The organism is Micromonospora sp. NPDC047074, from assembly GCF_040643815.1.
Classification (GTDB): Bacteria; Actinomycetota; Actinomycetes; order Mycobacteriales; family Micromonosporaceae; genus Micromonospora.
The window spans coordinates 37,018-59,254 of the sequence record NZ_JBEYVB010000009.1 but is presented as its reverse complement, the minus strand read 5'-3'; the positions used below and the strand labels follow the sequence as shown (position 1 = coordinate 59,254).

General features: G+C 74.9%; 17 protein-coding genes. 7 read left to right on the top strand and 10 right to left on the bottom strand.

Translation table 11 applies throughout. The features are described 5' to 3' along the window. Positions 1 to 6: 6 nt before the first annotated feature. Positions 7 to 2,886: an AAA family ATPase gene (locus tag ABZ809_RS15265; RefSeq protein WP_357563114.1), complete on the bottom strand. Its 2,880-nt coding sequence runs from the start codon at positions 2,884 to 2,886 to the stop codon at positions 7 to 9. 1,441 nt (positions 2,887 to 4,327) lie between these two features. Between ABZ809_RS15265 and ABZ809_RS15260 the strand changes: the two genes are divergently transcribed. Next, on the top strand, positions 4,328 to 5,713 hold the full coding sequence (locus ABZ809_RS15260; RefSeq protein ID WP_357563113.1) for an AMP-binding protein: 1,386 nt from the start codon (positions 4,328 to 4,330) through the stop codon (positions 5,711 to 5,713). Positions 5,714 to 5,743: 30 nt separating this feature from the next. Here ABZ809_RS15260 and ABZ809_RS15255 read toward each other — a convergent pair whose 3' ends face one another. Beyond that, positions 5,744 to 6,193, bottom strand: a complete 450-nt coding sequence (locus ABZ809_RS15255; protein ID WP_357563112.1) for a cold shock domain-containing protein — start codon at positions 6,191 to 6,193, stop codon at positions 5,744 to 5,746. A gap of 176 nt (positions 6,194 to 6,369) precedes the next feature. Between ABZ809_RS15255 and ABZ809_RS15250 the strand changes: the two genes are divergently transcribed. Beyond that, positions 6,370 to 7,032 (top strand): 4'-phosphopantetheinyl transferase superfamily protein, encoded by a 663-nt coding sequence (locus ABZ809_RS15250; RefSeq protein WP_357563111.1) that lies wholly within the window; start codon positions 6,370 to 6,372, stop codon positions 7,030 to 7,032. 27 nt (positions 7,033 to 7,059) lie between these two features. Here ABZ809_RS15250 and ABZ809_RS15245 read toward each other — a convergent pair whose 3' ends face one another. Next, the gene (locus ABZ809_RS15245) at positions 7,060 to 8,463 is read right to left on the bottom strand and encodes an acyl-CoA synthetase (RefSeq protein WP_357563110.1); all 1,404 of its coding nucleotides are present in this window, start codon (positions 8,461 to 8,463) and stop codon (positions 7,060 to 7,062) included. A 217-nt stretch (positions 8,464 to 8,680) separates the two neighbouring features. Here ABZ809_RS15245 and ABZ809_RS15240 point away from each other — a divergent pair, with 217 nt between their 5' ends. From ABZ809_RS15240 to ABZ809_RS15220, 5 genes are all read left to right on the top strand, one after another. Then, positions 8,681 to 9,397, top strand: a complete 717-nt coding sequence (locus tag ABZ809_RS15240; RefSeq protein WP_357563109.1) for an HAD-IA family hydrolase — start codon at positions 8,681 to 8,683, stop codon at positions 9,395 to 9,397. Between the two features lie 220 nt (positions 9,398 to 9,617). Continuing rightward, positions 9,618 to 10,544, top strand: coding sequence for an ABC transporter ATP-binding protein (locus ABZ809_RS15235; protein WP_357563108.1), 927 nt, complete (start codon positions 9,618 to 9,620; stop codon positions 10,542 to 10,544). Next, positions 10,541 to 11,275: an ABC transporter permease gene (locus ABZ809_RS15230; RefSeq protein WP_357563107.1), complete on the top strand. Its 735-nt coding sequence runs from the start codon at positions 10,541 to 10,543 to the stop codon at positions 11,273 to 11,275. Before ABZ809_RS15235 ends, ABZ809_RS15230 begins: the two co-directional genes overlap by 4 nt. Positions 11,276 to 11,530: 255 nt before the next feature. Next, positions 11,531 to 11,848, top strand: a complete 318-nt coding sequence (locus ABZ809_RS15225) for a DUF5988 family protein (RefSeq protein ID WP_357563106.1) — start codon at positions 11,531 to 11,533, stop codon at positions 11,846 to 11,848. A 19-nt stretch (positions 11,849 to 11,867) separates the two neighbouring features. Further along, the gene (locus ABZ809_RS15220; RefSeq protein ID WP_357563105.1) at positions 11,868 to 12,260 is read left to right on the top strand and encodes a VOC family protein; all 393 of its coding nucleotides are present in this window, start codon (positions 11,868 to 11,870) and stop codon (positions 12,258 to 12,260) included. Between the two features lie 149 nt (positions 12,261 to 12,409). Here ABZ809_RS15220 and ABZ809_RS15215 read toward each other — a convergent pair whose 3' ends face one another. The 7 genes from ABZ809_RS15215 to ABZ809_RS15185 all read right to left on the bottom strand — a co-directional run bounded on the left by ABZ809_RS15215 (position 12,410) and on the right by ABZ809_RS15185 (position 22,173). After that, positions 12,410 to 13,243 carry a glycosyltransferase family 8 protein gene (locus tag ABZ809_RS15215; RefSeq protein ID WP_357563104.1) on the bottom strand — a complete coding sequence of 278 codons (834 nt, stop codon included), beginning with the start codon at positions 13,241 to 13,243 and terminating at the stop codon, positions 12,410 to 12,412. 175 nt (positions 13,244 to 13,418) lie between these two features. Beyond that, on the bottom strand, positions 13,419 to 15,149 hold the full coding sequence (locus tag ABZ809_RS15210; RefSeq protein WP_357563103.1) for a hypothetical protein: 1,731 nt from the start codon (positions 15,147 to 15,149) through the stop codon (positions 13,419 to 13,421). Between the two features lie 6 nt (positions 15,150 to 15,155). Further along, positions 15,156 to 16,607: a VWA domain-containing protein gene (locus tag ABZ809_RS15205; protein WP_357563102.1), complete on the bottom strand. Its 1,452-nt coding sequence runs from the start codon at positions 16,605 to 16,607 to the stop codon at positions 15,156 to 15,158. A gap of 35 nt (positions 16,608 to 16,642) precedes the next feature. Continuing rightward, the gene (locus ABZ809_RS15200; RefSeq protein ID WP_357563101.1) at positions 16,643 to 18,814 is read right to left on the bottom strand and encodes a tetratricopeptide repeat protein; all 2,172 of its coding nucleotides are present in this window, start codon (positions 18,812 to 18,814) and stop codon (positions 16,643 to 16,645) included. Beyond that, positions 18,811 to 19,680, bottom strand: coding sequence for a hypothetical protein (locus ABZ809_RS15195; RefSeq protein WP_357563100.1), 870 nt, complete (start codon positions 19,678 to 19,680; stop codon positions 18,811 to 18,813). The genes ABZ809_RS15200 and ABZ809_RS15195 overlap by 4 nt, the downstream gene beginning before the upstream one ends. A 13-nt stretch (positions 19,681 to 19,693) precedes the next feature. Beyond that, the gene (locus ABZ809_RS15190; protein ID WP_357563099.1) at positions 19,694 to 20,785 is read right to left on the bottom strand and encodes a transporter substrate-binding domain-containing protein; all 1,092 of its coding nucleotides are present in this window, start codon (positions 20,783 to 20,785) and stop codon (positions 19,694 to 19,696) included. Beyond that, positions 20,782 to 22,173, bottom strand: coding sequence for a hypothetical protein (locus ABZ809_RS15185; RefSeq protein WP_357563097.1), 1,392 nt, complete (start codon positions 22,171 to 22,173; stop codon positions 20,782 to 20,784). Before ABZ809_RS15185 ends, ABZ809_RS15190 begins: the two co-directional genes overlap by 4 nt. Positions 22,174 to 22,237 lie beyond the last annotated feature (64 nt).

Sequence of the window (22,237 nt, the reverse complement as noted above, 5' to 3'; positions counted from 1 at the left end):
CCGCGGTCAGCGGGACTGCGGTCCGCGTGGGGTCGACGGCTGGCTGTAAGGACCGGCCGGCCGGCGGTTGTTGCCACTTCCGGCGGCTGTACCCCGGCCAGCCGTCATCGCCCCCGGCTGGGTCGACCGCAGCCGTGCGGCCAGCTCGCTGCGCGAGTTCACGTGCAGCTTGCGGTAGATCCGGGTCAGCCGCTGTTCGATGGTGCTGACCGTGAGGAAGAGCTTCGCGGCGATCTCGCGGTTGGTGTGTCCCTGCGCGGCCAGCGTCGCGACCTTGCTCTCGGCGTCGCTCAGCCCTTCGACGAGCGCCTCCACACCCCGGGGCTCCGGCGCACCCCCGCCGGCGGGCGCCGGGCCGGGCGCGACGAGTGTGATGCCGCACTCCTCGGCGAGCATCCGCGCCGCACGGGACGCGCTGCGGGCCTGCCGGTGGTCGCCGAGGACCTGGTAGGCGTGCCCGAGGTCGGTGAGGCTGTGGACCAGTTCGATCCGGTCGCCGGTCTGTTGCAGCAGCCGCACGGACGTGCGCAGGTGCTGTAGCCGGGCCGGCGGGTCGTGCATGGCCGCGAGCACCCGCAGTGCCGCGCCGCGGTGCCGGACGTGCCCCGGCTGGAGCCGGGACAGCTCCTCGCGGACCAGCGCCTCGGCCTGCTGGCAGTTGCCCTGCCGCAGCAGGGCCCGGGCCGCGTCCGTGCGCCACGGCACGAGCGCCGGCAGGTCGAGCCGCCACTGCGTCATCAGCCGCCCGCAGAGCTGGAAGTCGGCCAGCGCCGCATCCGGATTGTCCGCGGCGAGCGCATAGACGCCGCGGGCGTGCAGGTAGTGCAGGCCGAAGGGCGTCTCGAAGAGGGCGGCCGGCACGGGCACCCGCAGACACGCCGCCGCCCTGTCGAGATCGCCCACCATGGCCAGCGCGCGTAGCCGGGCGGCCAGCGGGATGCCGATGGCGATGCCCCAGCTCTTGGCGGGCAGTTGCGTGAGCGCGCTGTCGGTGAGCGCCTGGGCGGCGGGCAGGTCGCCGCGGCGGACCGCGATCACCGCCTCCAGCGCGTCGAGCAGCGCGGCGGGGGCCGGGTACAGGTGGGTCCGGGAGGCGTTCCGCAGCCGGGTGCACCAACTGCCCGCCAGGTCCAGCCGGTCCGCGTAGATCATCGCGATCAGCGCGCAGACCGCCGTCCAGTACGCCGTGTCCGAGTCCGGCCCGGCGGTGCGCAGCGCCCGCTCGGCGTCGTCGACCGCGCCGACGTCGCCCCGCTCCAGGACGGCGCCCAGCAGGTTGGCGCCCAGGAGCCGCTGCTTGATCCGGGAGAGGGTGAGCGGGTCCCGTGCCGGCACGGGCGGGGCCGGGTCGTTGTCCAGGGCCCCCGGGTAGAGCATCGTCAGCCATCCGCTGGCGACGAAGAGGTCGGCGACCGACTGCGGGTCGCCGGTGTCCGTGCGGTCGCGCAGGTGCTGGACGAGTTCGACGGCCTTGTCGACCAGACCGTGCCAGAGCAGGTAGTGGATGGGCAGTGCCGCGCGCGGGGTCCCCAGGTGTCCCGCCTGCACCGCGTCGGCAAGGCCCTGCAGGTGGGGCACGGCGGCCTGCGGGTCGAGCTGCCACTCGGCGCGGACCAGTGCCGACCGTACGCGGGCCCGCTGGCAGTCGTCGTCGGCGCAGTCCCGGTTGGCCCGCCGCAGGTAGCGCAGCGAGGTGTGCACGTCGCCCTCGCTCAGCGCCTGCTCGCCGGCTTCCACCAGAGCCTGCGTCATCCAGGGTTCGGCGGGCTCGCCGGTCTGCACCAGGTGCCGTGCCACCTCGACGGCCGGTGCCCCGTCGTGGTGCAGCAGGCTCGCGGCCTGCCCGTGCAGGCGTGCGCGTTCCTCCGCCGTCGTCGCGTCGAGGACCGCCTGCTCGACGGCCGGGTGCCGCAGCCGGCCGTCGACGACGAGACCCGCGCTGTTGTTCACGTCGATCGACTCGAGCGCCGTGCCCGTGTGCCCTTCCACCAGGCGGGCGGGCAGGCTGCCGCAGAGCGACTGCCCGCTCACGGCGAGCGCCCGGGCCGCTTTGAGCAGGAGGTGCTCGCAGCGGTAGAGGCAGCTCAGCACCGCCTCGCGGAACGCCTCGCCGGTCACCGGCTGGTCGCCGCGTCCGGCCGTGCCGGCGAGGTGGTCGTCGGCCAGCGCGTGTACGAGCAGGGGGCTGCCGCCGCTGATCCGGTGGCACTCGTCGCCGACGCTCCGGGCGGCCGGCATGCCGAGCCGCGCCACGAGCAGGGCGAACGTGCCGTCCGGGGAGAGCAGCGGCACCCGGATCCGGTGCAGCCGGGCGGGCTGGAGCAACCCCTCGTAGAGCTCGGGGTGCCAGGGGGCCGTCCGGGGGGATTCCGCGAGCACGATCATCAGGGAGGTCGCGGCACTGCGTCGGGCGAGGTAGTCGAGGCACTGCAGGGACGGCAGGTCGGCGTGGTGCACGTCGTCCACCGCGATCACCAGGGGGGTGCCCGTGGCGAGGTCCAGCAACACGCTGCCGAGCGCCGCGGTGAGTCGGGCGAGGCGACCGTGGTCCACGCCGTGGAGGTCACCGTGGACGAGGATGGCCTCGTCCAGCAGCCGGCTCACCCGGTGTCGGGCCTCGACGCCGAGCGGGGCCATCCGGACCAGTTGGCGGAACACCTCGAACGGTACGGCGCGTTCGGCGCGCGAGGCGCTGGCGGCGAGGAACCGGGCGCCGGTCTCGGTCGCCCGCGCGGCGAACGCCTGCAACAGCGCGGTCTTGCCGGAACCGACCGGTCCGGTCAGCGCGACCACGGGCCGGTGGCCGAGGGCGGGCGCGGGGCTGTGGCCGAGGGCCTCCAGGCGTCCCACCAACTGGCAGAGCTGCTCGCCCCGTTCGATCAACATGGCCCCCACTCCCACGTGGGAACCGGAGTTGCCGTCGGGGGTGTCGTCGCTCCTGGTCCGTCGCCGAGTGTGACGAGATCCGAGATCGGCAATTTCAGACCCATTCCCCACTTGGCAGATTATCGACCGCTGTCGTCCCCCGGTTGACGGCTGTCGGTTTCGGCGGCTGGCCGCCGCGGTCGGGCGACGACGCCCCGATGAACGGGCCGGCACTCCGGCCGGTCACGGGACGGCATCTCGCTATCGATCCTGGTGCATGGTGGGAGTATGGCAGTCCCGCAATTGGGCGGCAAGCCAGCGTTTGTAAAGGAAAGGCAAACACGCGTAGGTGTGGTGTCGGCTCCGGATGGTCACCGCGCGACTTCGGCGACCATCGGTGATCATCTGCATTCGGAACGTGTTCGACATCATCGCGCTGCACGCAATGACCGTTTTTTGCGCCTTGGCGCTTCCCTTTTCCGAGAAGGGTGATTCGTGATCGCCCATTCGTCGGTCGGCGCGGCCGGCCGCACGCCGCGCGCCGCGCACTGACCGCGCGCCGCGCCCCCCCGGGCCCGGAGGTGGCCCGCGGGTGGCTGCGGGGTGTGGTCGACGAGATGCGTGCACCTGTCTTTACGTCGTGGAGGTCGGGTCGACGGCATGCCCGGGTGCACCGCCGGGGTGTCCGCCGCCACGCGGCCTGTCGGGTGGGCGCCGGGCGGCGTGTCGGGCGGCACCCCGTCGGTCGGCCCGGCGGGGCTCCGGCTGTGATCGCGTCGTGACGTTTCGTCGCGTCGCGCGTGGCTGAGGAATGCGTGGGGTGAAAACGAAGAATTTCGATTGTCTGGTGAGTGGTCGTGAACCGGGATGCCCCACCCGGGTATCGGCACCGGAGCGGCCGCGAGCTGGGAGCGTTCCCGAATGCGTCCGGTCCTTCGCCTCCGGGAGCGCCGGTGAATCGCCATTCCAAGGGGCGTTGGGAAACTGCGGGGACAATTCCGGTCCGGCGATGTCAGCCGACCGGTTCCCGGAGCCGGTACCAGATGGCGCGGGTCGATTGATAAGGGCTGACGCCGACGTCGTCCGTGAATGCCACCGGATACTGGGTGAGGCGTTCCGTCACCTTTGGGACGGCCGCGACGGGTGACCGGGACGGTGCGCTTCGCGTCCGGCCCCGAGGGTCGTCCGGCGGTGCTGCTGGTGACCTCCCCAACGGACGGTGTCCAGCCCGGAAACGGCGTGCCGGCGGGCCTGACGGCGGGGGCCGGCGTCCGGGTGGCGTCGGCTAGGGGTTGTGTTCAGTGAGGACCGCACCCTAATTTCGGGGCTATACGCGCCAGCCCGGCATGGGTGGCGCGATGGGATTTGGGCTGACCGTACCCAAGACGCGAGGGGTTTGCGTGGTCGTGATGTGCCCGCCGATGTCGCCGGCCCGTCACGTCGCCGGCCGAGGTTAGCGCGAATGGCGCTGCTGGCCGGGTTTGACGGCTCCGGAATGGACCATGGGGACGCGGTCACGGTGGCTGGTCGCACCCTTTCCAGCGAGGCGCTGCTGGGCTGCGCCACGGCGGTCGCCGACCGGGTCCGGGGCGCCGCGGCCGTCGCCGTCGACGCCTCGCCGAGCATCGAGGCAGTCGTGGGTATGGTGGGTGCCGTCCGCGCGGGGGTGCCCCTGGTGCCGCTTCCGCCCGGTGGCGACGAGCGGGAGCGCTGCCGGATCCTGCGCGAGTCGAACGCCGCGCTCGTGCTCGGGTGCGCCGACGGCCGCCCGTCCGGCGGCCTGCCGGTCGTTCCCGTGGAACTCGGGCAGCGATCCTCGACCCATCACCCCGAGCCGGACCCGACCGCCGACGCCCTGATCCTCTACACCGGTGGCGCCACCGGGCCCCCGCGCGGCGTACGGATCTCCCGTCGGGCCATCGCGACGGAACTCGACCTGCTGGCGGAGGCCTGGCGGTGGAGCGCCGAGGACGTCCTGGTCCAGCGGCTGCCGCTGTTCCGGGCGTACGGGCTGGTCGTCGGCCTGCTCGGCACGCTGCGGGTGGGCGGCCGCCTGGTGCACTCCGACGTCGGACGAACCGACGCCGCACCCGCCGGCACGATGTACCTGGGCCTGCCCCGGCAGTGGTCGCGGATCTCGCGCGAGCCGGCCTGGGCCCGCACCCTGGCCCGGGCACGGATCCTGGTCTCCGCCGACGACCCCCTGCCGGCCCCGGTCGCCGAGCGGCTGCGGGCGCTCACGACGCACTGCCTCGTGCAGGGGTACGGCACGACCGAGACGCTCATCGCGGTGACCGGTCGGGCCGAGGCGAGCCGTGAGCCCGACACCACCGGTCTTCCCCTGCCCGGCGTCGAGACCCGGGTCCTCGACGGCGACGACCAGCCGGTGCCGACCGACGGCAGGTCGGTGGGCGAGCTCAGCGTCCGGGGCCCGACGCTGTTCAGCGGATACGTCGATCCTGTCCACGGGACGGGCGGCGCCGGGGCCTGGCACCGCACCGGGGACCTGGCGACGGTGTGCCCGGACGGCTCGTACCGGATCATCGGGCGGCGGCACGAGGTCGTCCACAGCGGGTGCCGCCGGATCGACGTCTCGCTCGTCGAGGACGTGCTGCTGGGCCACCCCGGCGTGGACGACGCGGCGGTGGTGGGGAGCCCGCACCCGGTGCTCGGTGAGCAGGTGACCGCGTACGTCGCCGCGCGGGGGCTGACCGCGCAGACGCTCATCGACCACGTCGGCCGGCACCTCTCCGCCCATGACCGGCCCCGGCAGGTCCACTTCCTCGACGAGATCCCGCGCACCGCGCTGGGGCGGGTCAGCAGGTCCCGGCTCCGTGCCGCCGGCTGACGGCGGGTGCCCCGCCGCCCGGCCCCGGGGTCAGCCCTCGGTCCAGCCGTGCCGACCCGCGAGCGCCAGTAACTGACGGCGGATCGCGACGATCTGTGCCCCGGTGAGATCCGGCACGCCGGTCAGCAGCAGTTCCGTGATCTCGGTGCGGAGGTCGCGCTCGGAGAGCACGTCGCAGAGGCCGTCCTCGTCGTCGGTCGCCTCGGAGACGCGTCGCCCGGGCAGGCGTGGGGCGTCCTCCGGTGCCGCGATCCGGGTCGCCCCCGCGCCGTCGCCACCGTCGATCACCCGCACGGTCAGCGCCTTGGGACCCCGGTCGCTCTCCACCGCCTCGTACTCGACCGGCACGCCGGGCGCGAGCCGCATCTTCTGCCCGTCCAACATGTTCGCGTGCACGAACACGTCTTCCCCGCCGTCGTCCGGGGCGATGAACCCGTAGCCCCGCACCTCGTCGAACCGCACCACCCGACCAGTCAGCATTTCCCGCGTCCTCCGACCACGCCTGCGCTCTTCCGCCCCGCACCAGCGGGCGCCCCCAGGGTGTCAGGCGCCCGAGACGAGCCGGCACCCGTAACCCACCCCTATCGCCGCCGGCCCGACCCCGGCCAGCCGCGCACCGTCTCGGCGGCTGCGGCCACGGCCCGTAGCATCCGGATGTGATCGAGCAGATCCTACCCGCCGGTGTGGCCGTCGCGGAGTCGTACGACGATCCACCGGGGCTGACCCTCTTCCCCGAGGAGGAGGCACTGGTCGCGGCGTCGGTCGACAAGCGGCGGCGGGAGTTCACCACGGTCCGGCACTGCGCCCGGCAGGCACTGGCCACGCTGGGGTTGCCGGCGGTGCCGATCCTGTCCGGCGAGCGGGGGGCGCCGCAGTGGCCGGACGGCGTGGTGGGCAGCATGACGCACTGCGCGGGATACCGGGCGGCCGTCCTCGGCCGGCGGGCGGGTTTCGCCACCATCGGCGTGGACGCCGAGCCGCACGCGCCGCTGCCCGACGGCGTGCTCGACGCGATCGCCCTGCCGGCGGAGCGCGAGCGGATCGCCCGCCTGACCGTCGCCTGGCCCGGCATCAGCTGGGACCGGCTGCTGTTCAGCGCCAAGGAGTCGGTCTACAAGGCGTGGTTCCCGCTGACCCGGCGCTGGCTCGACTTCTCCGAGGCGGACATCGTGGTCGACCCGGCCGCCGGCACGTTCCACGCCACCCTGCTCGTGCCGGGCCCGGTGCTCGCCGGGACCCGGCTGAGCGCCTTCACGGGCCGGTTCGCCGTCGAGCGGGGACTGGTCGCCACCGCGATCAGCGAACCCGCCCGCGACTGACCCGCACCGACGCCGGGCGGCTCCGCGTCACTCCGCCCGGAGCAGGCTCTTCTGCACCTTCCCGAGGGCGTTGCGGGGCAGCGCCTCGACCAGCCGCACCTCCCGGGGCCGCTTGTGGACGGACAGGTGGCGGGCGACGAAGTCGATCAGCTCGCGGTCGCTGATCCCGTCACCGACGACGTACGCGGTGACCTGCTGCCCCAGGTCGGGATGGGGGGTGCCCACCACGGCCGCCTCCCGGACCCCGGGGTGGGCGAGCAGCGCGTCCTCGACCTCGCCCGCGCCGATCCGGTAGCCGCCGCTCTTGATCAGGTCGGTGGCGGCGCGGCCGACGATGCGGTGCCAGCCGTCCGGGCCGACGGTCGCGACGTCGCCGGTGCGGAACCAGCCGTCCGGCGTCCGGCTCGCGGCGTCGGCGTCGGGCCGGTTGAGGTAGCCCTCGAACAGGGTCGGGCCACGCACCAGCAGCTCGCCCATCGAGGCGCCGTCGGCCGGCACCGGCGTGCCGTGCTCGTCGACGATCCGGGCGCCCACGCCGGGCAACGCGAGGCCGACGGTGCCCGGGCGGGGCGGCGCGTCGGCCCGCCCGCTGAGGGTGATGAGGGTCTCCGTCATTCCGTACCGCTCGACGATGCGGTGCCCGGTCAGGGCCGCCAGCCCCGAGAAGACGGCCTCCGGCAGCGGCGCGCTGCCGGAGACGAGCAGCCGGGCCGGGCGCAGGGCCCGGGCGGCGGCCGCGTCGGCGCGGATCCGGGACCACACCGTGGGTACCCCGAAGTAGAGCGAGCCGGCGGCTGCCGCGTACCGCTCCGGCCGGGGACGGCCGACGTGGTGCAGCCGGCTGCCCACCCGCAGCGGCCCGAGCACCCCGAGCACCAGACCGTGCACATGGAACAGCGGCAGGCCGTGCACCAGCAGGTCGTCGGGAGTCCACGTCCAGGCCTCGGCGAGCCCGTCCAGGCAGGCGGCGATCGCCCGGCGGGACAGCACGGCGCCCTTCGGTGCGCCGGTGGTGCCGCTGGTGTAGAGGATCAGGGCGGTCCCCTCCGGCGCGGGCTCCGGGTGCACCGTGTCCGAGCCGTGTCGCAGGTCGACCGGGATCACCGGCGGCCCACCCTCGGGTGGCGGGGCGCCCGCCGGCACCAGCAACGCCCGCGCGCCGGAGTCGCGCAGGATGTGGTCGCGCTCGCGGGGCCCGGCATCCGGCGGTACGGGCACCACGGCGGTGCCGGCGACCAGCGCGCCCGTGACGCCCACGACGGTCTCCAGCGTGGGCGTGGCCTCGATGGCGACCCGGTCGAGGCCGTGCAGCCGGTCCGCGACCGCGGCGGCGAGCTGGCGCAGCCGGGGCCAGGAGACCGCCTGCTCGCCGACCCGGACCGCGTCCGGCCGCTCGTCGGTGGACTCCGCCAGCCAACTCAACAGGGACATCGTGCCGCGCCCTCCTGCGTGTGGGCCCGGCGCCGATCCGGGCCGGGCAGCCGGTGCCCGGGTCGAGCCCGGCCGGTGTGCCGACCCGACGGTCACGCCGGCCCGGTAGGGTCCGCGTGGGAGCGTCCGGTGCCCCGACCGTAGTCGCCGGTCACGAGCCCGCGCCACCCCTACCGGTCGTACCGCCCCGCGCCCCGCGGCGCAGCGAGGAGCGCCCATGAGCGACGAACCGATCCCGGCCGGCCCGCCGCCGGTCGCCGGGCGGCCGGTCCGGGCCGTCCTGCTCGATCTCGACGGGGTGCTGGTCGACAGCATCGCGGTGGCGCGGGAGGCCTTCGCCCACGCCTACGCCGAGGTCGTCGGCGCCGGGGCGGCGCCGGTCGACGAGTACTGCCGGTATCCCGGTCACCATCTGCCCGAGGTGCTGCGGATGATGGGCCTGCCCGCCGCGATGGCGGAGCCCTTCGTCCGGGAGAGCCACCGGCTCGCCCACCGCGTCTCGCCGGTGCCCGGCGTGCCCTCGATACTCGACGCCCTGCGCCGCAGGGGAGCCCGGCTGGCGGTCGTCACGGGCCGCAGCGGCGTACGCGCCCGCACCCTGCTCGCCGGGCTCGGCCTGCTGGGCGGCTTCGACCAGGTCATCGGGGCGGACGAGGTCGCCCGGCCCAAGCCGGCGCCGGACATCGTCCTGCGTGCCCTGTCGCTGCTCCGGGTCGACCCGGCGGAGGCGGTGCTGGTCGGTGACGCGGTGAGCGACATCGCCAGCGCCCGTGGCGCGGGTGTCACCGCCGCGGCGGCGCTGTGGGGCGAGTCGGACCGCGACACCCTGCTCGCGGCGGAGCCGGACGTCGTCCTCACCTCGCCGGTCGACATCCTGGGTCTCTGCCCGGCCGGCACGGCGGACGACACCCGGGCGGATGCTCACCGTCGGTGACGGGTCGCGACCCCTGCCATCGGCCGGGCGACCCCGATCCGCCAGCTGATGGGTTGATCCACCCTTCCCCGGACCGGATGATGTCTGCCGTGGGCCGGGCGGCGGTGGTCGTGCCGGTACGGGTCGGCCGACCGCTCGACCGGCCCGGCGCCGACGTGCCGCGACCAGCACCGGTCACCCCGCCCGAGGGCAGCACGCATGTGACGGAGGACCCAAAGCCATGCCGGTCATCGAAGTCGAGCACCTGCACAAGCGATACGGCGAGAAGATCGCGGTCGATGACGTCTCCTTCAGCGTGGAGAAGGGCGAGATATTCGGGGTGCTCGGGCCGAACGGGGCGGGCAAGACGACCACCGTCGAGTGCGTCCAGGGCCTGCGGCGGGCCGACGGCGGCAGCGTGCGGGTGCTCGGGCTCGACCCGCTGCGCGACCGCACCGAGGTACGCCAGCGCGTCGGCGCCCAGCTCCAGGAGAGCCAGCTGCCGGACAAGCTGCGGGTGCGGGAGGCGCTGGACCTCTACCGCTCCTTCTACCGCAACCAGGCCGACATCGACGAGCTGCTCACCGACCTCGGCCTGACCGAGCAGCGCAACACCTACTTCCAGAAGCTCTCCGGCGGGCAGAAGCAGCGGCTGTCGGTGGCGTTGGCGCTGGTCGGCCAGCCGGAGATCGCCATCCTGGACGAGCTGACCACCGGGCTCGACCCGCAGGGCCGCCGGGACACCTGGGACCTGGTCGAGCGGATCCGCGACCGGGGCGTCACGATCGTGCTGGTCACCCACTTCATGGAGGAGGCGGAACGCCTCTGCGACCGGCTGGCGATCATCGACCGGGGGCGGGTGGTGGCCATCGACTCCCCGGCGGGCCTGCTGACCCGGGTCGGCTCCGAGCACCGGGTGCACTTCCGTCCCGTCGAGCCGGTCGAGGACGCGTGGCTGCTCCCGCTGCCCGACGTGACGGGGGTGTCCCACGACGGCGCCGAGGTGACGGTGACCGGCACGGAGGAGGTGCTCCAGGCGGTGCTCTCCGTGCTCAACGGGCGCGGCATCCGCTACACGGCGCTCCGGGTCGCGCAGCCCAGCCTCGACGACGCGTTCGTCTCCCTCACCGGCCGTTCCGGCCGCCCGACCGACGAGAGGTCCTCGTGAGCGCCCTGACCAAGCTGATCGCCGTCGAGGCGAAGCTGTTCCTCCGGGAGCCGGTGTCGCTGTTCTTCGTCTTCGCCCTGCCGATCGGCCTGATGCTCGTCTTCGGGCTGCCGCAGCGCGGCGCGTCAGGCGACGCCGGGCAGCACGGCGACCAGACCTTCCTGCCGTCGCTGTCGCTGGCCCTGACCATCGGGATGCTCGCGCTGTTCACCCTGCCCATGGCGCTCGGCATCTACCGGGAGCGCCGGGTGCTGCGGCGCTTGGCGACCACCCCGGTGCACCCTGGCCTCCTGCTGGTGGCCCAGGTCGTCGTCAACCTCGTCATGGGTGTCCTGGGTGCGGTGGTCACCGCGATCGCCGTACGGTTCCTGCTGGACCAGCCGGCGCCGGCCAACGTCCCGGGCTTCCTGCTGGCGTTCCTGCTCGGGGTGGCCTGCCTGTTCGCCGTCGGCCTGCTCATCGCGGCGCTGGCGCCGTCCGCCCGGGCGGCGCAGTCGATCGGGCCCGCGCTGTTCTTCCCGCTGCTGTTCCTGGCCGGCACCTGGATGCCCCGCGACCAGATGCCCGCCGTGCTGGCCAGGATCGGCGACTACTCGCCGCTGGGCGCCACGGTGGACACGATCGGTGCGGCCTGGGCGGGGGGCAGCCCCGACGTGGCCCAGTTGCTCGTGCTGGCCGGGACGGCCGTCCTCTGCTCCGTGCTCGCCACCCGCTTCTTCCGCTGGGAGTGACGGGCCCGGCACAGGAGGGCCCTTATGGAACATCGTGGCTGGCCAGGGCCTTTCCTAGGGGTCTCGTAAGGGTGTTCCGCCGGGTGTGACCAGGATTACTTTCGGGAGGAACGGGCGGCGGGTCACCGACAACGGCGTTCGACCACGAGTCTCGTCCGTTCGCCCGGCGACCGGGGTCGCCGGCCTGTGGGGACGCGTCCGCCGGCAACGGCGTGGGCCCGTCCGAGGCGTACGGGATACCACGGAGGTCGTGCCATGAAGGACATTTCCGAGTCGGCTACCACGGTCCGTACGGCGGGCGGTGCGGTGGTCGACACCGACGACCGCCCCGGCCGACCGGCCCTGGCCGAGCCGGTCAGCCGGGACGCCACCGGCATCATCGACGTCGTCCTCGAGGGCGGCCCGGCGGACTTCCCCGCCGACCTGCGCAGTCACCAGGTGGATCAGGTGGCGGAAAAGATCAAGGTCCGGCACTACGGCGGTTACGAGCACTTCGAGCGGGATTCCTCCCTGGACCTGCGCGACGTCCCCGTGGTCTTCCGCTGGACCGGCCGTACCCGGATCGCCGAGTAGCGGAAGGCGGCAACACCCGATGTGGGCAGAGAACCAGCGGCCGGGGCGCCACCTCGCCGTTCACGACACGGCGCAGACCATCGCGTTCTACACGGACGTCTTCGACGCGGTCCAGCTCGACCGGGAGTGCCTGCTCGACGGCCACGTCCTGCACGCCGAACTGGCCGTCGGCAGCCATCGCCTGACGGTCAGCGAGTGGTATGACGCGGCACCACCGGCCGACGCCGGGAGCCCGGGTGCGGGCGCGGGTGCACTGACGATCGAGCGGGCCGACGCCGAGGCGGTGCTCCGGCGGGCACTGGCCGCCGGAGCCCACGTCGAGCCGCAGCCGGAGGCGGCGCACCAGATCATCCTCCGCGACCCCGCCGGTCTCTGCTGGAACATCGTCGCACCGCGACCGGAGGCGTCGTAGGGCCGCGCCCGGGGTTCGGGCGACAACGGAAAGGGCCCGTGCTCACCGAGCGCGGGCCCTTTCCGTGCTACGCGATCCGGCCCGCTCCGCCCGTCCGGGGCGGACGGGCGTACGACGATCCGCTCACCGACGGCGCGCAGGCGCCGCCGTCAACGCCGGGTGGTGCGCAGCAGCCCGCCGCTGAGGCGGCGGTGCCGCCAGTACAGGTCCCGCCGGGCGCCCTTGTCGAAGGCGGGCTGCCAGGGCTTGAGCGGCCCGTTGCAGTGGATGATGGCCGCGTCGGACAGGCTGCCGCCGAACTCCGGCTCGCACCGCCAGCCCATGACGTCGTTCCAGCGCCGCGACATCCGCAGCCAGTTGCCGTAGACGGCGTAGTTCAGCGCGTCCTGGTCGGGATAGCGGGACTCCTGCGCGTGGCGGTTGAGGTATTCGAGCGACTTCTCGGTGACACCCGCCTCCTTCCACCGGGCGACGTCGATGAGGAGGACCCCCGAGTTGAAGTACGAGGCGCGCGGATCCATCCCGTAGGACATCATGCCGGGCAGACCGCCCATGTCGAGCAGGCGCCGGTTGAAGGCGTCCCGGACGGCCCCGATGGGCACCCCGCCCATGTCGAACTCGAACAGCGGCTTCAGCGTGTTGGTGCACAGCACGTCACTGTCCACGTAGAGCACCCGCTCGACCTCGGCCGGGAGCGCCTCGGGGACCAGCAGCCGCAGGTACATCGCGGGGGAGAGGTACTGCATCATCACCGGGTCGCACCCCGTGGACTGGCTCAGCCGGGACGTGTCCACGTCGAGGTACGAGATCGTGGCGTTCGGCCCCGCCGCCCGCTCCAGGGTCGCCCGGGCCCGCTGGTTGACGTCGTCGGCGGTGACCAACCAGAAGCGCAGCTCGTCGTCCGGCATGGTTTCCGCCATGGTCGCCATGACCACGGCCGCGTGAGCGGCGTACGCGGAGTCGAAGGTCAGGGTGAAATCCACGGAGCTCTCCTCGGGGAATTCGAGCGTGGGCGCCCGAAGTTAGCCCGCGAAACGAAGCGCTCGCAAGAAAGACAATGGGAACTCGGGCGTCATCGCCGTGTCACCCCCTACCGACGCCACGCGACCGAGGGCTGGCCCTTATCCGACCCCTAACCGCAGCCGCCCTGGCCTGCGCTCACGCCTGCGCCCGGCGGTGGTGGGCGTCGCGGGCGCGCACGGCGAAGAAGAGCGCCGCGGCCCGCCGGACGTCGCCCGGCCGCCGTGGGTCCGTGGCGATCTCGTGCAGCAGGTCCCGGTCGGCCCGGTCCGCCGCCAGGGTCGTCAGCAGTGAGAAACACTCCCGCGCGATGTCCCGGTCGGCGGGCCCGTCCGGGCCCCCGGACCAGTGGGTGAGCAGCGCCGCCAGCACGTCCCCCCGGAACGAGGGCGCCCCGGCCCCGGCGGCGCTGCGGCCGGCGAGGAGATGGCCGGCGGCGACCGCGCCGTCCGGCTCGGTCAGCCGGGCCCGCAGGAAGGCCGGCGCGACGGCGGCCCGGCTGATCGCCTGCAACGCGACGAACCGCGCCGAGCTGGTGTTCATCAGGCTCACCCACTCGTCCGGCCGCCAGTCGCGGGCGAGCGGGCCGGCCGCCAGGTACTCCACCAGGCTGGGCCAGACCGAGGCCAGGGCCTGCCGGTCGGCCCGGAAGAGATCCGTGGCGAGCAGCACCTGCCGCACGTGCGCGGGCCAGTCGGGCACCAGCCGCGCCGGGGGAGCCGGCGCGTGGGCCGCCGACCAGTCGACGACCGCCGCCACCGGATCGCCACCCGCGACGGCGGCGGTCGCCGCCACCTCGACGAGGTCGGCGTGCCGGATGGCGAGCCAGTCGGCGACCGCCCCGCCGTCGGGACCGTGGCTGCGCAGGGCGTCGCAGGCGGCGTCCAGGCGGTCCCGGCCGCCGCGCAGCAGGGCGCGGACGAACTCGTCGAGCAGGGCCGCGGGGCCGGGCTGCGGGGCCGCGCCCGCCTGCCCGCCCTCCCACACCAGCACGGCGATGGTGGCGGTCAGCGGGTTGTGCACCGGGTCGGTGATCCGTTGGGCGTGGGTCCAGTCGAGGAACGCACGGGCGGTGCCGGCGTCCGCGAACCAGCGCGCCGCCAGCAGCGCCACGTCGGCGTCGGTGAAGTGCGCGAGATGGTACGCCGGGTAGCCGTCGCTCAGCACCGCCAACTCGTCCTCGGCCAGGTGCCGCGTGGTCACCAGGAGGCGCCACGGGCGCGGTGCGGCGGACGGGCCGGGGGAACGGGCCAGCTCGGCGAGGCGGTTGAGGACGACAGCCCGCTCGTCCGGGTCGGCGACGGCGTCCAGCGCGTCGACGCAGACCAGCCACCGCCGGCCGGGGGCGGGCGCCTGCTCGACGTCGAGCGGGTCGCCGTCGCGCGGGTACGCCTCGGCGAGCGCGGCGGGCAACGGCTGGCGCACCAGGGCGGTGGCCGGCAGGCTCACCAGCACCGGCCCGGGCGGGGAGCGTCGGCGCCGGCCCCGCCCGGCGAGCCAGCGCGCCGCCGACCGGGCGCTCTCGTAGCGGACGAGCGCCGTCTTGCCACTGCCCGGCTCCCCGATCAGCAGCACGTTGCCGGCGCCGGTGAACAGGTCCGCCACGTCGACGCCGGCACCGGTCGGGGCCAGCCGGGGCACCGCGCGGCGCGGCACGTACACCTCGGACAGCGGCTTGACGTACCCGCCGAAGCGGTGCGGGTGCACGATGCCGGCGTCCGCCTCGCGCCGCCAGACCGGGCGCAGCGACGTCCACCACCCGCGCCGGCCCCGGTCCCGCGTGTGGCGCCAGGTGGCGACGAGCACCGCGGCGAGCGCCAGGGTCCCGCTGACGACGCTGGCGACCTTGTCGGAGACGTCCAGGTCCATCGGTGGTCAGGGCCGGCCGGCGCCGGGTCGGTCCGCCGACTGGTGGTGGGCGCCGCATCCCTCGCAGTACGTGCCGGTCTGTTCCTCGTCGCAGTGCCGCCACGGCGTGGGTGGCCCCACCGGCGCGACCCGCTGCGCCGGCGGCTCCTGCGGACCCCACCGGGACGTGTGGTGGGCCACGACCAGGGAGGACTGCGTGAGCCGGGCGTCGACGTCGGGCTTGAGCCGGACCCGGCCGCCGGCGGCGTCCAGGACGTCCACGACGCGGGCGAGCAGGGCGACGTCGTCGTCCCGCCCGACGGCGTGGGCGAGCGCGACGGCACGCCCGAGGTTCTCCTCCGCCTCGGCGACCCGGCCGTCCCGGGCGGCCGCCAGCCCGCGCTGGACCGCCGCCGCGTAGTCCTGCTGGCGGGTGTAGTACGCGACGCTCTCGTTGATCTCCGAGTAGCGCAGGGCGTCCTCCGTCCACTCCACGGTGAGCGGCGCCTCGACCGCCTCGGCGTCGGTGCCGGCATGGACGCTCAACCAGCCGATCCGCCGCCGCGCCCCCGGCGTCATCGCGTCGACCTCCAGGGCGACGTGGAAGTCCCGATGGTCCTGCGGGCTCCACGCGCCGACCGGGTAGTCGGTGGTCAACTCGCCGGCCGGCTCGCCGCGCCCGCTCAGGTCGGCGATCGCTGGGTGCACCTGCTTGACGAAGCGGACCCGGGCCAGCCCCGTGGTGCGCACCCGCAGCCGTACGCCGGCCACCCGCCGGGACATCGCGCGGGCCAACACCGCCCGGAAGTCGTCGGCGAGCCCGGCGAGGTCCTCCACCGGCACCACGGGGTTGGCGCCCAGCGCCTCCGCGATGCCCAGCAGCTCCGCCGCGTCCCAGTCGTGCACGCCGTCCGCCGAGCCGATGGCGCGGCAGTCGACGGTGAAGCGGCCCACGCACTCGTCCACCGCCGCCCGCAGGTCGGCGGGGCGCTGGGACTCGTTGCGCCCGTCGGTGAGCAGGATGACGTGGCCGATCGCCTCGGGCCGCGTGGCGAGCAGCCGCCGGGCCAGCAGCAGCCACGTGCCGATGGCCGTGCCGCCGTGCGGAGCCACGTGGCGCAGCGCGTTGCGGGCCGCGGCGCGGGTGCTCTCGTCGGCGACCGCCAGCCGCCGGTCGCCGGGATAGACCATGGTGGCCAGGGCCGTGCCGGACACCACCGCGAACGCGACCCCGTCGGGCAGGGCGTCGATGGCCGCGGCGGTGGCCTGCCGGGCGGCGCGCATCTTCGCCTGGGGCGCCCCCATCGAACCCGACGAGTCGAGCAGGATCACCTCGGCCAGGCCGTCGTGACCGACGTCCGCCCGGGCCGGCTCCACCCCGCGGACGGTGGCGACCACGTCGAGGACCGCCCCGTCGGCGGGCAGGTACTCGGTGTGGTGCACGCTGAGCCGCAGCGGCAGATCGTCGGTGGGGGGCACGGGTGACCTCTTTCCTTCGGGGCCGGGGGCCGGGATCACCACCACGTCACCGGCCGGTACGCGTTGGCCAGGTCGACGAGCACGGTCCGCTCGCGGCGGTCGGCGGTGCGTCGGGCGCGTGACCGGCACCGGTGCTCGAACGCGCGGCGCAGGGCGTCGTCGTCGAGCGGATGACCGAACAGCCGCCGGCCGCGACGGCGCCCCTCGGCGAGGTCGCAGTCCAGCGCGATCCGCAGGATGTGCGCCTCCACCTCCTCGCGTTCGCCGAACGGGGGCAGCTTGTCGACGATCGCGGCGGCGTCGAGCGCGGTGTCGAGCCGGTGCCCGTCGTCCGGGGCGTCGAGCAGGATCCGCACGGCGCAGGTCACCGCCACCGTGGAGGCGCGGGAGGAATCCGGCACCTTCAACAGGGCGTCGGCGGCGCCGCGCGGGTCGGCCGTCTCCAGCAGGCAGCGGGCCAGCCCGAAGGCCGCCGCCACCACGCCCGGGTCGGCGGCCCACACCCCCCGGTAGTGGTCGGCGGCCGTGCGCGGGTCACCGTCGAGTTCGCAGGCCACGGCGTACGCCAGCCGGGTGGAGACCTCGCCGGGCAGCCAGCCGTAGACCTGCCCGAAGCGGTGCCGCGCGGTGGCGGTGTCCCGCCCCACCAGGGCCACCAGGCCGCGGTGCCACCACAGCGACCAGTCCCGCAGTTCCTCGGGGAAGTCGGCGAGCAACGGCGCCGCCTCGGCGACCCGCCCGTCGGCGAGGTGGGCCCGGACGGCACGGTAGGTGACCTGCGCGGTCCGCTCCGGCGCGGTCTTCAGCAGCTCGATGAGCTCGGCCGGGTCGGCGGGGCCGAGCGAGGCGAGGAACCCGGCGGCCGGGTCGGCACCGTCGACCAAAGGTACGGGCAGGCCGAGCATGATCTCCACGACGTCGAGGGCGGCACGGTCGGTGTGCAGGGCGAACGCGCACACGGACGGGCTGAACAGGGTCGACCGGGTGGGCCGTGGCACGCCGTCGGCCGCGGCGGCGACCTGGCGTCGCGCGCCCCGGACCTGTTCGCGCATCTCGGCCGCGGAGGCGAACCGGTCGTCCGGTCCGGCGGCGGTGGCGCGGGCCACCAGCCGCAGGAACGGGTCGAGCCGCGCCGGCACGGGCAGCCGCAGCAACTCCTGCCCCGGCGGGATCCGGGTGACGTCGACGGACCGGGGCACGAGGGTCAGCGCGGCCAGGGTACGGCCGACGGTGTAGAGATCCGACCGCACGCTCGGGCCCGCCGGGCCGAGCCGTTCCACCTCGGGGGCCGTGAACCCGGCGGTGCCCCAGGCCGGGCTGACCGTGTTGTCGATCCGGCGGGCGGCCCCGAAGTCGACCAGCTTGATCGGGTCGTTGGTGCCCTGCCCGCCGACCCGCATCACGTTCTCGGGCTTCAGGTCGCAGTACAACCAGCCCTGGTCGTGCAGGTACTCGAAGGCGTCGAGGATCTGCACGGCGTACCCCAGCGCCTGCGCCACGTCCACGGCGGTCGACCCGCCGCCCGGGCCGGCCGTACTGCGCGCCTCCTCCAGCGTGCCGCCGTTGACGTACTCCATGACCAGGTAGCCGGCGTCCCGGTCGGACTCCGGCCGCAGCGCGTGGGTGATGGTGACGATGCCCGGGTGGTTCAGCGCGATCAGCGCCTGCCGTTCGGCGACGAACGCGGCGATCGCCTCCCGGTCCTCCGGGTTGCGTTGCCCCTTCAGTACCCGCCAGGCGCCGTCCATGTCCTCGTCGCGGGCGAGGAACACCCAGCCGACACCGCCGTTGCCCAGGCAGCCCTCGATCCGGTAGCGCCCGGCGCGCAGGTCGCCGTCGGCCAGGGGCGGGGTGAAGGAGTACCGGGTGCCGCAGTCGGGGCAGAACCCGGCGACCCGGGGCAGCCGGCGCCGGCAGGTCGTCCTGGCGCAGTACCGGGAGTGTTCGGGCACCACGGGCTGCGACACCACCGCCGTCAGCGGGTCGTGCGGTCGCGCGGTCGGCAGTACGGCCGGCCGTTCCCAGGGCCGGGAGGCCGTCCGCAGCGGTCGCGGGTCGGGGCCGGGCTCGCCGACCGGCCCGGCGTCGGCGTCGGGGCCGCCGCCCGTGTCGGCCCCGGTGCACTCGTGCCCCCACAGCCGGCAGAACCCGTCCGGGTCGACCTGGCCGGGGCAGTTGCGCTCCGCGCAGCCTCGGCGCACCGTCATCGCGTACCCCCGTTCACGGCCTGTTGGTAGGCCCGTACCGCCCGGCTCGCGTCCACCACCGTGAAGGCGCCGGGGCGCAACGCGGCCAGTGCCTCCCGGTAGGTTCGCTCCACCTCGGGCTGCTCGGCCCGGCCCTCGTCGGCGGCCTTCTGCCGGTACGCCTCCAGCCGCCCGGTCAGCTCCACGTGACAGTCGCGGCGCAACCGCCGCCGCGCCGTGTCGGTCCGCTCCACCGCCCGGTCGACGGCGGCCTCCAGCGCCCCGTCGTCCCGGTGCGCCGGGGCGTCCCCCCGCCACCACTGGCCGTGGCCCGCCGCCTCGGCGGCGGTGAGCCGGTCCAGCACCCCGTCGACCGCGAGCGCCGCCACGGGGTCGGTCCCGTCGCCCAGCCCTTCGGCGGTGGCCTCCGCCGCGAGCCGCCGGAGCCGGTCCACCGAGGAACGCAGCCGCCGGGCCCGGACCGCCAGCCGGTCCCGGCCGTACGCCTCGACGATCCGGCGGATCCGGGCCACGTGCTCGCGGGCCGCCACCAGGATCTGCGGGACGGTCAGCAGTTCCACCCGCACCGGCTCCCCGGTGGCCGCGGTGAACCGGACCTGGCACGGGTCGGCCAGCAGCCGGGCCAGCGCCTGCTCGCCCGCGCCCGGCGACCGTCGTACCCCGTCGAGGTCGTCCACCAGCCGGTCGAGGGCCAGCGACAGGCAGCCGAGCCGGTGCAGCAGGTCCCGGGCCTCCTGTGCGGGTGCCGCGGGCCGGTCGTCCGGCTGCCGGAACGCGTCGGTGACCAGTTGCTGCGTGTCCAGCAGTTGCTCGCACACCCAGGTGTGCGCCGCGAGGGCGGCGTCGAGGCGCTCCCGTACGGACATCACCCACCGCCCATCAGTCGGTCGGCCGTGGTGCGGCCGGCGTGGGGTCGGGGGGTGGCCACACCGTGGTCGCCGGCTCGGGCGACGGCATGCCCCGGTCCGGGTGGCCGGGCAGCCACCGGTCGTGGGCCTGCCGCCACACGTCCCGGGTGGCCGGCGACGCCATGACGTGGTTGACGTACGCGGCCAGCTCCCTGCCGTGGTCGAGGTGGAACGCGAACGCGTGCGGCTCGTCGGTGAACCAGGTGCAGTTCGCGTCCCGGTGGTAGGTGCAGAACTGCCGGTCGCCGCGCGGCGGGTCGGTCACCAGGGTGGTGCCCGGGGCCATCTGGGCGAAGCCCAGCAGGATGTTCTCGTCGGTGCTGACCCCCGCGACCTGGCCCTGGCGCAGCATGACGAGGCAGTCGATCGGGTGGACGGCCCGCACCGGCACGAGGCGTTCCCCGGCCAGCGTGCGGTAGCTGGCGAGGGCCGCCAGCGAGGTCGTGTTCGCGGCGGCGCAGACCCGCCTGCCGCCGAGCTGCTCCATGCCGGCGAACTCCGGCACCCCCCTGGCGCGTTCGCGGACCAGCACCGTCTGGCCGGAGTCGAGGTAGTCGTTGGAGAAGACGACCTGCCGGGCGCGCTCGCAGGTGGCCGTGAGGGAGGTGGCGACGACGTCGATGTCGCCGTTCTCCAGCATGGTGAAGGCGCCCTGCCCGGGCGGCACCGCCTTGAAGGTGAGCTTCGCGCGCGGGTCCTCGGCCGGCCAGATGGCCCGGGCCACCGCCAGCATCAGCTCGATGTTGAAGCCCTCGAACCGCTGGGTGCGGGCGTCCCAGTGGCTCATCGTGGCGTCGGAGGGGTCGACGCCCGCGACCAGTTCGCCCTTCTCGACGATCCGGCGCGGAGCTGTCGGGCTGGCCGGGAGGCTGCGCCGCACCGGGCAGATGGTGCCCGTGCCGTCGGTCGTCGCGACCGTGGCCGTCCCCGGTGGCCGTGCCGCGGGCGCGGGGGCCGACGCCGGTGGCGCGGTGCACCCGGCCAGCCCGGCCAGGAGCGTCACGAGCACCGCCGCGGGGCCGCGCCGCCAGGCCCGCGCCGGCCCGCTCCGGGGCGCGTTCACTGGTACTCCAGGTAGCGCTGGCGCAGCCCGGCGACCACCCCGGCGGCGGCGAGCAGCGTGACCCAGGCGGCCGCGCCGCCGAGATGGCGCCGCACCTCGGGCAGGTCGGTCACCATCCGGGAGACCTCCTCGTTGCGTGCGGTCAGCTCGGCGAGGAGGTGGTTTTCCGCGGTGTCGAACGCCCGGCCCGCCGAACCCTCGCTGAGCACGGTCTCGACCGCCCCACGGAAGGCGTTCGGGGCCTTGCTCTGCCGGGCGGGCCATACCTTCTCCTCCAGGGCGGTGCAGTCGATCCGGTCCTTCGGCGCCGCCTCGCCCCGGCCCGGGCCGAGGCAGAGGTCCCGGCGGTCGAAGTCCTCCTTGTGCCCGGCCGGGTCGACGCTCGCGCCGAGTCCCAGGTAGACGTCGGCGCGGCCGGCCAGCAGGGTGCCGAGCCGCTGCTGGGTGCTGCTCTGTGCGTGGATCGCGCGTTCCAGCTCCGGGAAGCCACGGTCGGCGGCCGGCCAGTGCCACCACGACGAGACCAGCATGACCAGCACGGCGGCCGTGCCCCCGGAGGCGAGCAGCAGGCCGGCGTTCAACCGGCGTCGGGTCCGGCGGCGCAGCCACACCTGCGTCACCACCAGGGCGGCGAGGGTGGCCAGCGGCGTCAGGACCGACGCGGCCAGCCACCCTCGGGCGTCGGCGCGGGCGTCGAGCAGGAGGCTCGTGTCGTAGTTCCACAGGCCCTGCGCGGCGGTGAGCAACTCGGTGGCCATGTAGTGCGACGCCTCGCGCGCGTAGGCCGAGGCGAGCACCGCGCGGCCCGCCGGATTGTCGGCCCCGACCTCGGCCGTGGCCGTCGCGGGTGGGCAGGGCTGCCGGTTTCCGGCGGTTCCGCCCTGCGGGTCGGCCACCCGCAGGGCGGCGCACACCACGTCGCGGTAGACCTTCAGCCGGGCGGCGATCGTCGCCAGCCGGGTGAGGCGGTCAGGGTCGTCGACGGCGTTGCCCATCGAGTCGGTGAGCGTGCGTTCCACCGCGTGGACGGACGCGTCGTAGGCGGCCACCAACGAGGTGCGCCGGCTCTCGGTGGGCGGCAGCAGGAAGACGGCGCTGGCGGCGACGTCGGCGTCCGCCAGGCCCTGGTAGATCTCCCGGGCGGTGGTGCTGGTGCCCACGGCGACGGCCGCGGAGCGCTGGCCGAGCGTGGTGGCCGACGCGCGGGACTGCGCGGCGACGGCGCCGGTGACGGCCAACGCGGCGAGCAGCACGGCACCGGAGAGCACGATCAGCGCCGGGGTGGTCCGGAGCGCGGCGCGGAGCCGGCCCGTGCCGGCCGGGCGCACCGGCCCGGAGACCGGGGGCGTCCGGTCGGCCCCTGGCTCGTCCCCCGTCTGCGACGACATCCGCGTCCTCTCCCTCGCCCCGGGCCCGTCCGGCGGCCCTCTGGCGGAAGGCGTCGCGGCATCG

What these genes read in the sequence shown, in the direction of transcription:
- ABZ809_RS15265 (WP_357563114.1), bottom strand. Translation starts at nt 2,886, where the DNA reads ATGTTGATCGAACGGGGCGAGCAGCTCTGCCAGTTGGTGGGACGCCTG.
- ABZ809_RS15260 (WP_357563113.1), top strand. Translation starts at nt 4,328, where the DNA reads ATGGCGCTGCTGGCCGGGTTTGACGGCTCCGGAATGGACCATGGGGAC.
- ABZ809_RS15255 (WP_357563112.1), bottom strand. Translation starts at nt 6,193, where the DNA reads ATGCTGACTGGTCGGGTGGTGCGGTTCGACGAGGTGCGGGGCTACGGG.
- ABZ809_RS15245 (WP_357563110.1), bottom strand. Translation starts at nt 8,463, where the DNA reads ATGTCCCTGTTGAGTTGGCTGGCGGAGTCCACCGACGAGCGGCCGGAC.
- ABZ809_RS15240 (WP_357563109.1), top strand. Translation starts at nt 8,681, where the DNA reads ATGAGCGACGAACCGATCCCGGCCGGCCCGCCGCCGGTCGCCGGGCGG.
- ABZ809_RS15235 (WP_357563108.1), top strand. Translation starts at nt 9,618, where the DNA reads ATGCCGGTCATCGAAGTCGAGCACCTGCACAAGCGATACGGCGAGAAG.
- ABZ809_RS15225 (WP_357563106.1), top strand. Translation starts at nt 11,531, where the DNA reads ATGAAGGACATTTCCGAGTCGGCTACCACGGTCCGTACGGCGGGCGGT.
- ABZ809_RS15220 (WP_357563105.1), top strand. Translation starts at nt 11,868, where the DNA reads ATGTGGGCAGAGAACCAGCGGCCGGGGCGCCACCTCGCCGTTCACGAC.
- ABZ809_RS15210 (WP_357563103.1), bottom strand. Translation starts at nt 15,149, where the DNA reads ATGGACCTGGACGTCTCCGACAAGGTCGCCAGCGTCGTCAGCGGGACC.
- ABZ809_RS15200 (WP_357563101.1), bottom strand. Translation starts at nt 18,814, where the DNA reads ATGACGGTGCGCCGAGGCTGCGCGGAGCGCAACTGCCCCGGCCAGGTC.
- ABZ809_RS15195 (WP_357563100.1), bottom strand. Translation starts at nt 19,680, where the DNA reads ATGTCCGTACGGGAGCGCCTCGACGCCGCCCTCGCGGCGCACACCTGG.
- ABZ809_RS15185 (WP_357563097.1), bottom strand. Translation starts at nt 22,173, where the DNA reads ATGTCGTCGCAGACGGGGGACGAGCCAGGGGCCGACCGGACGCCCCCG.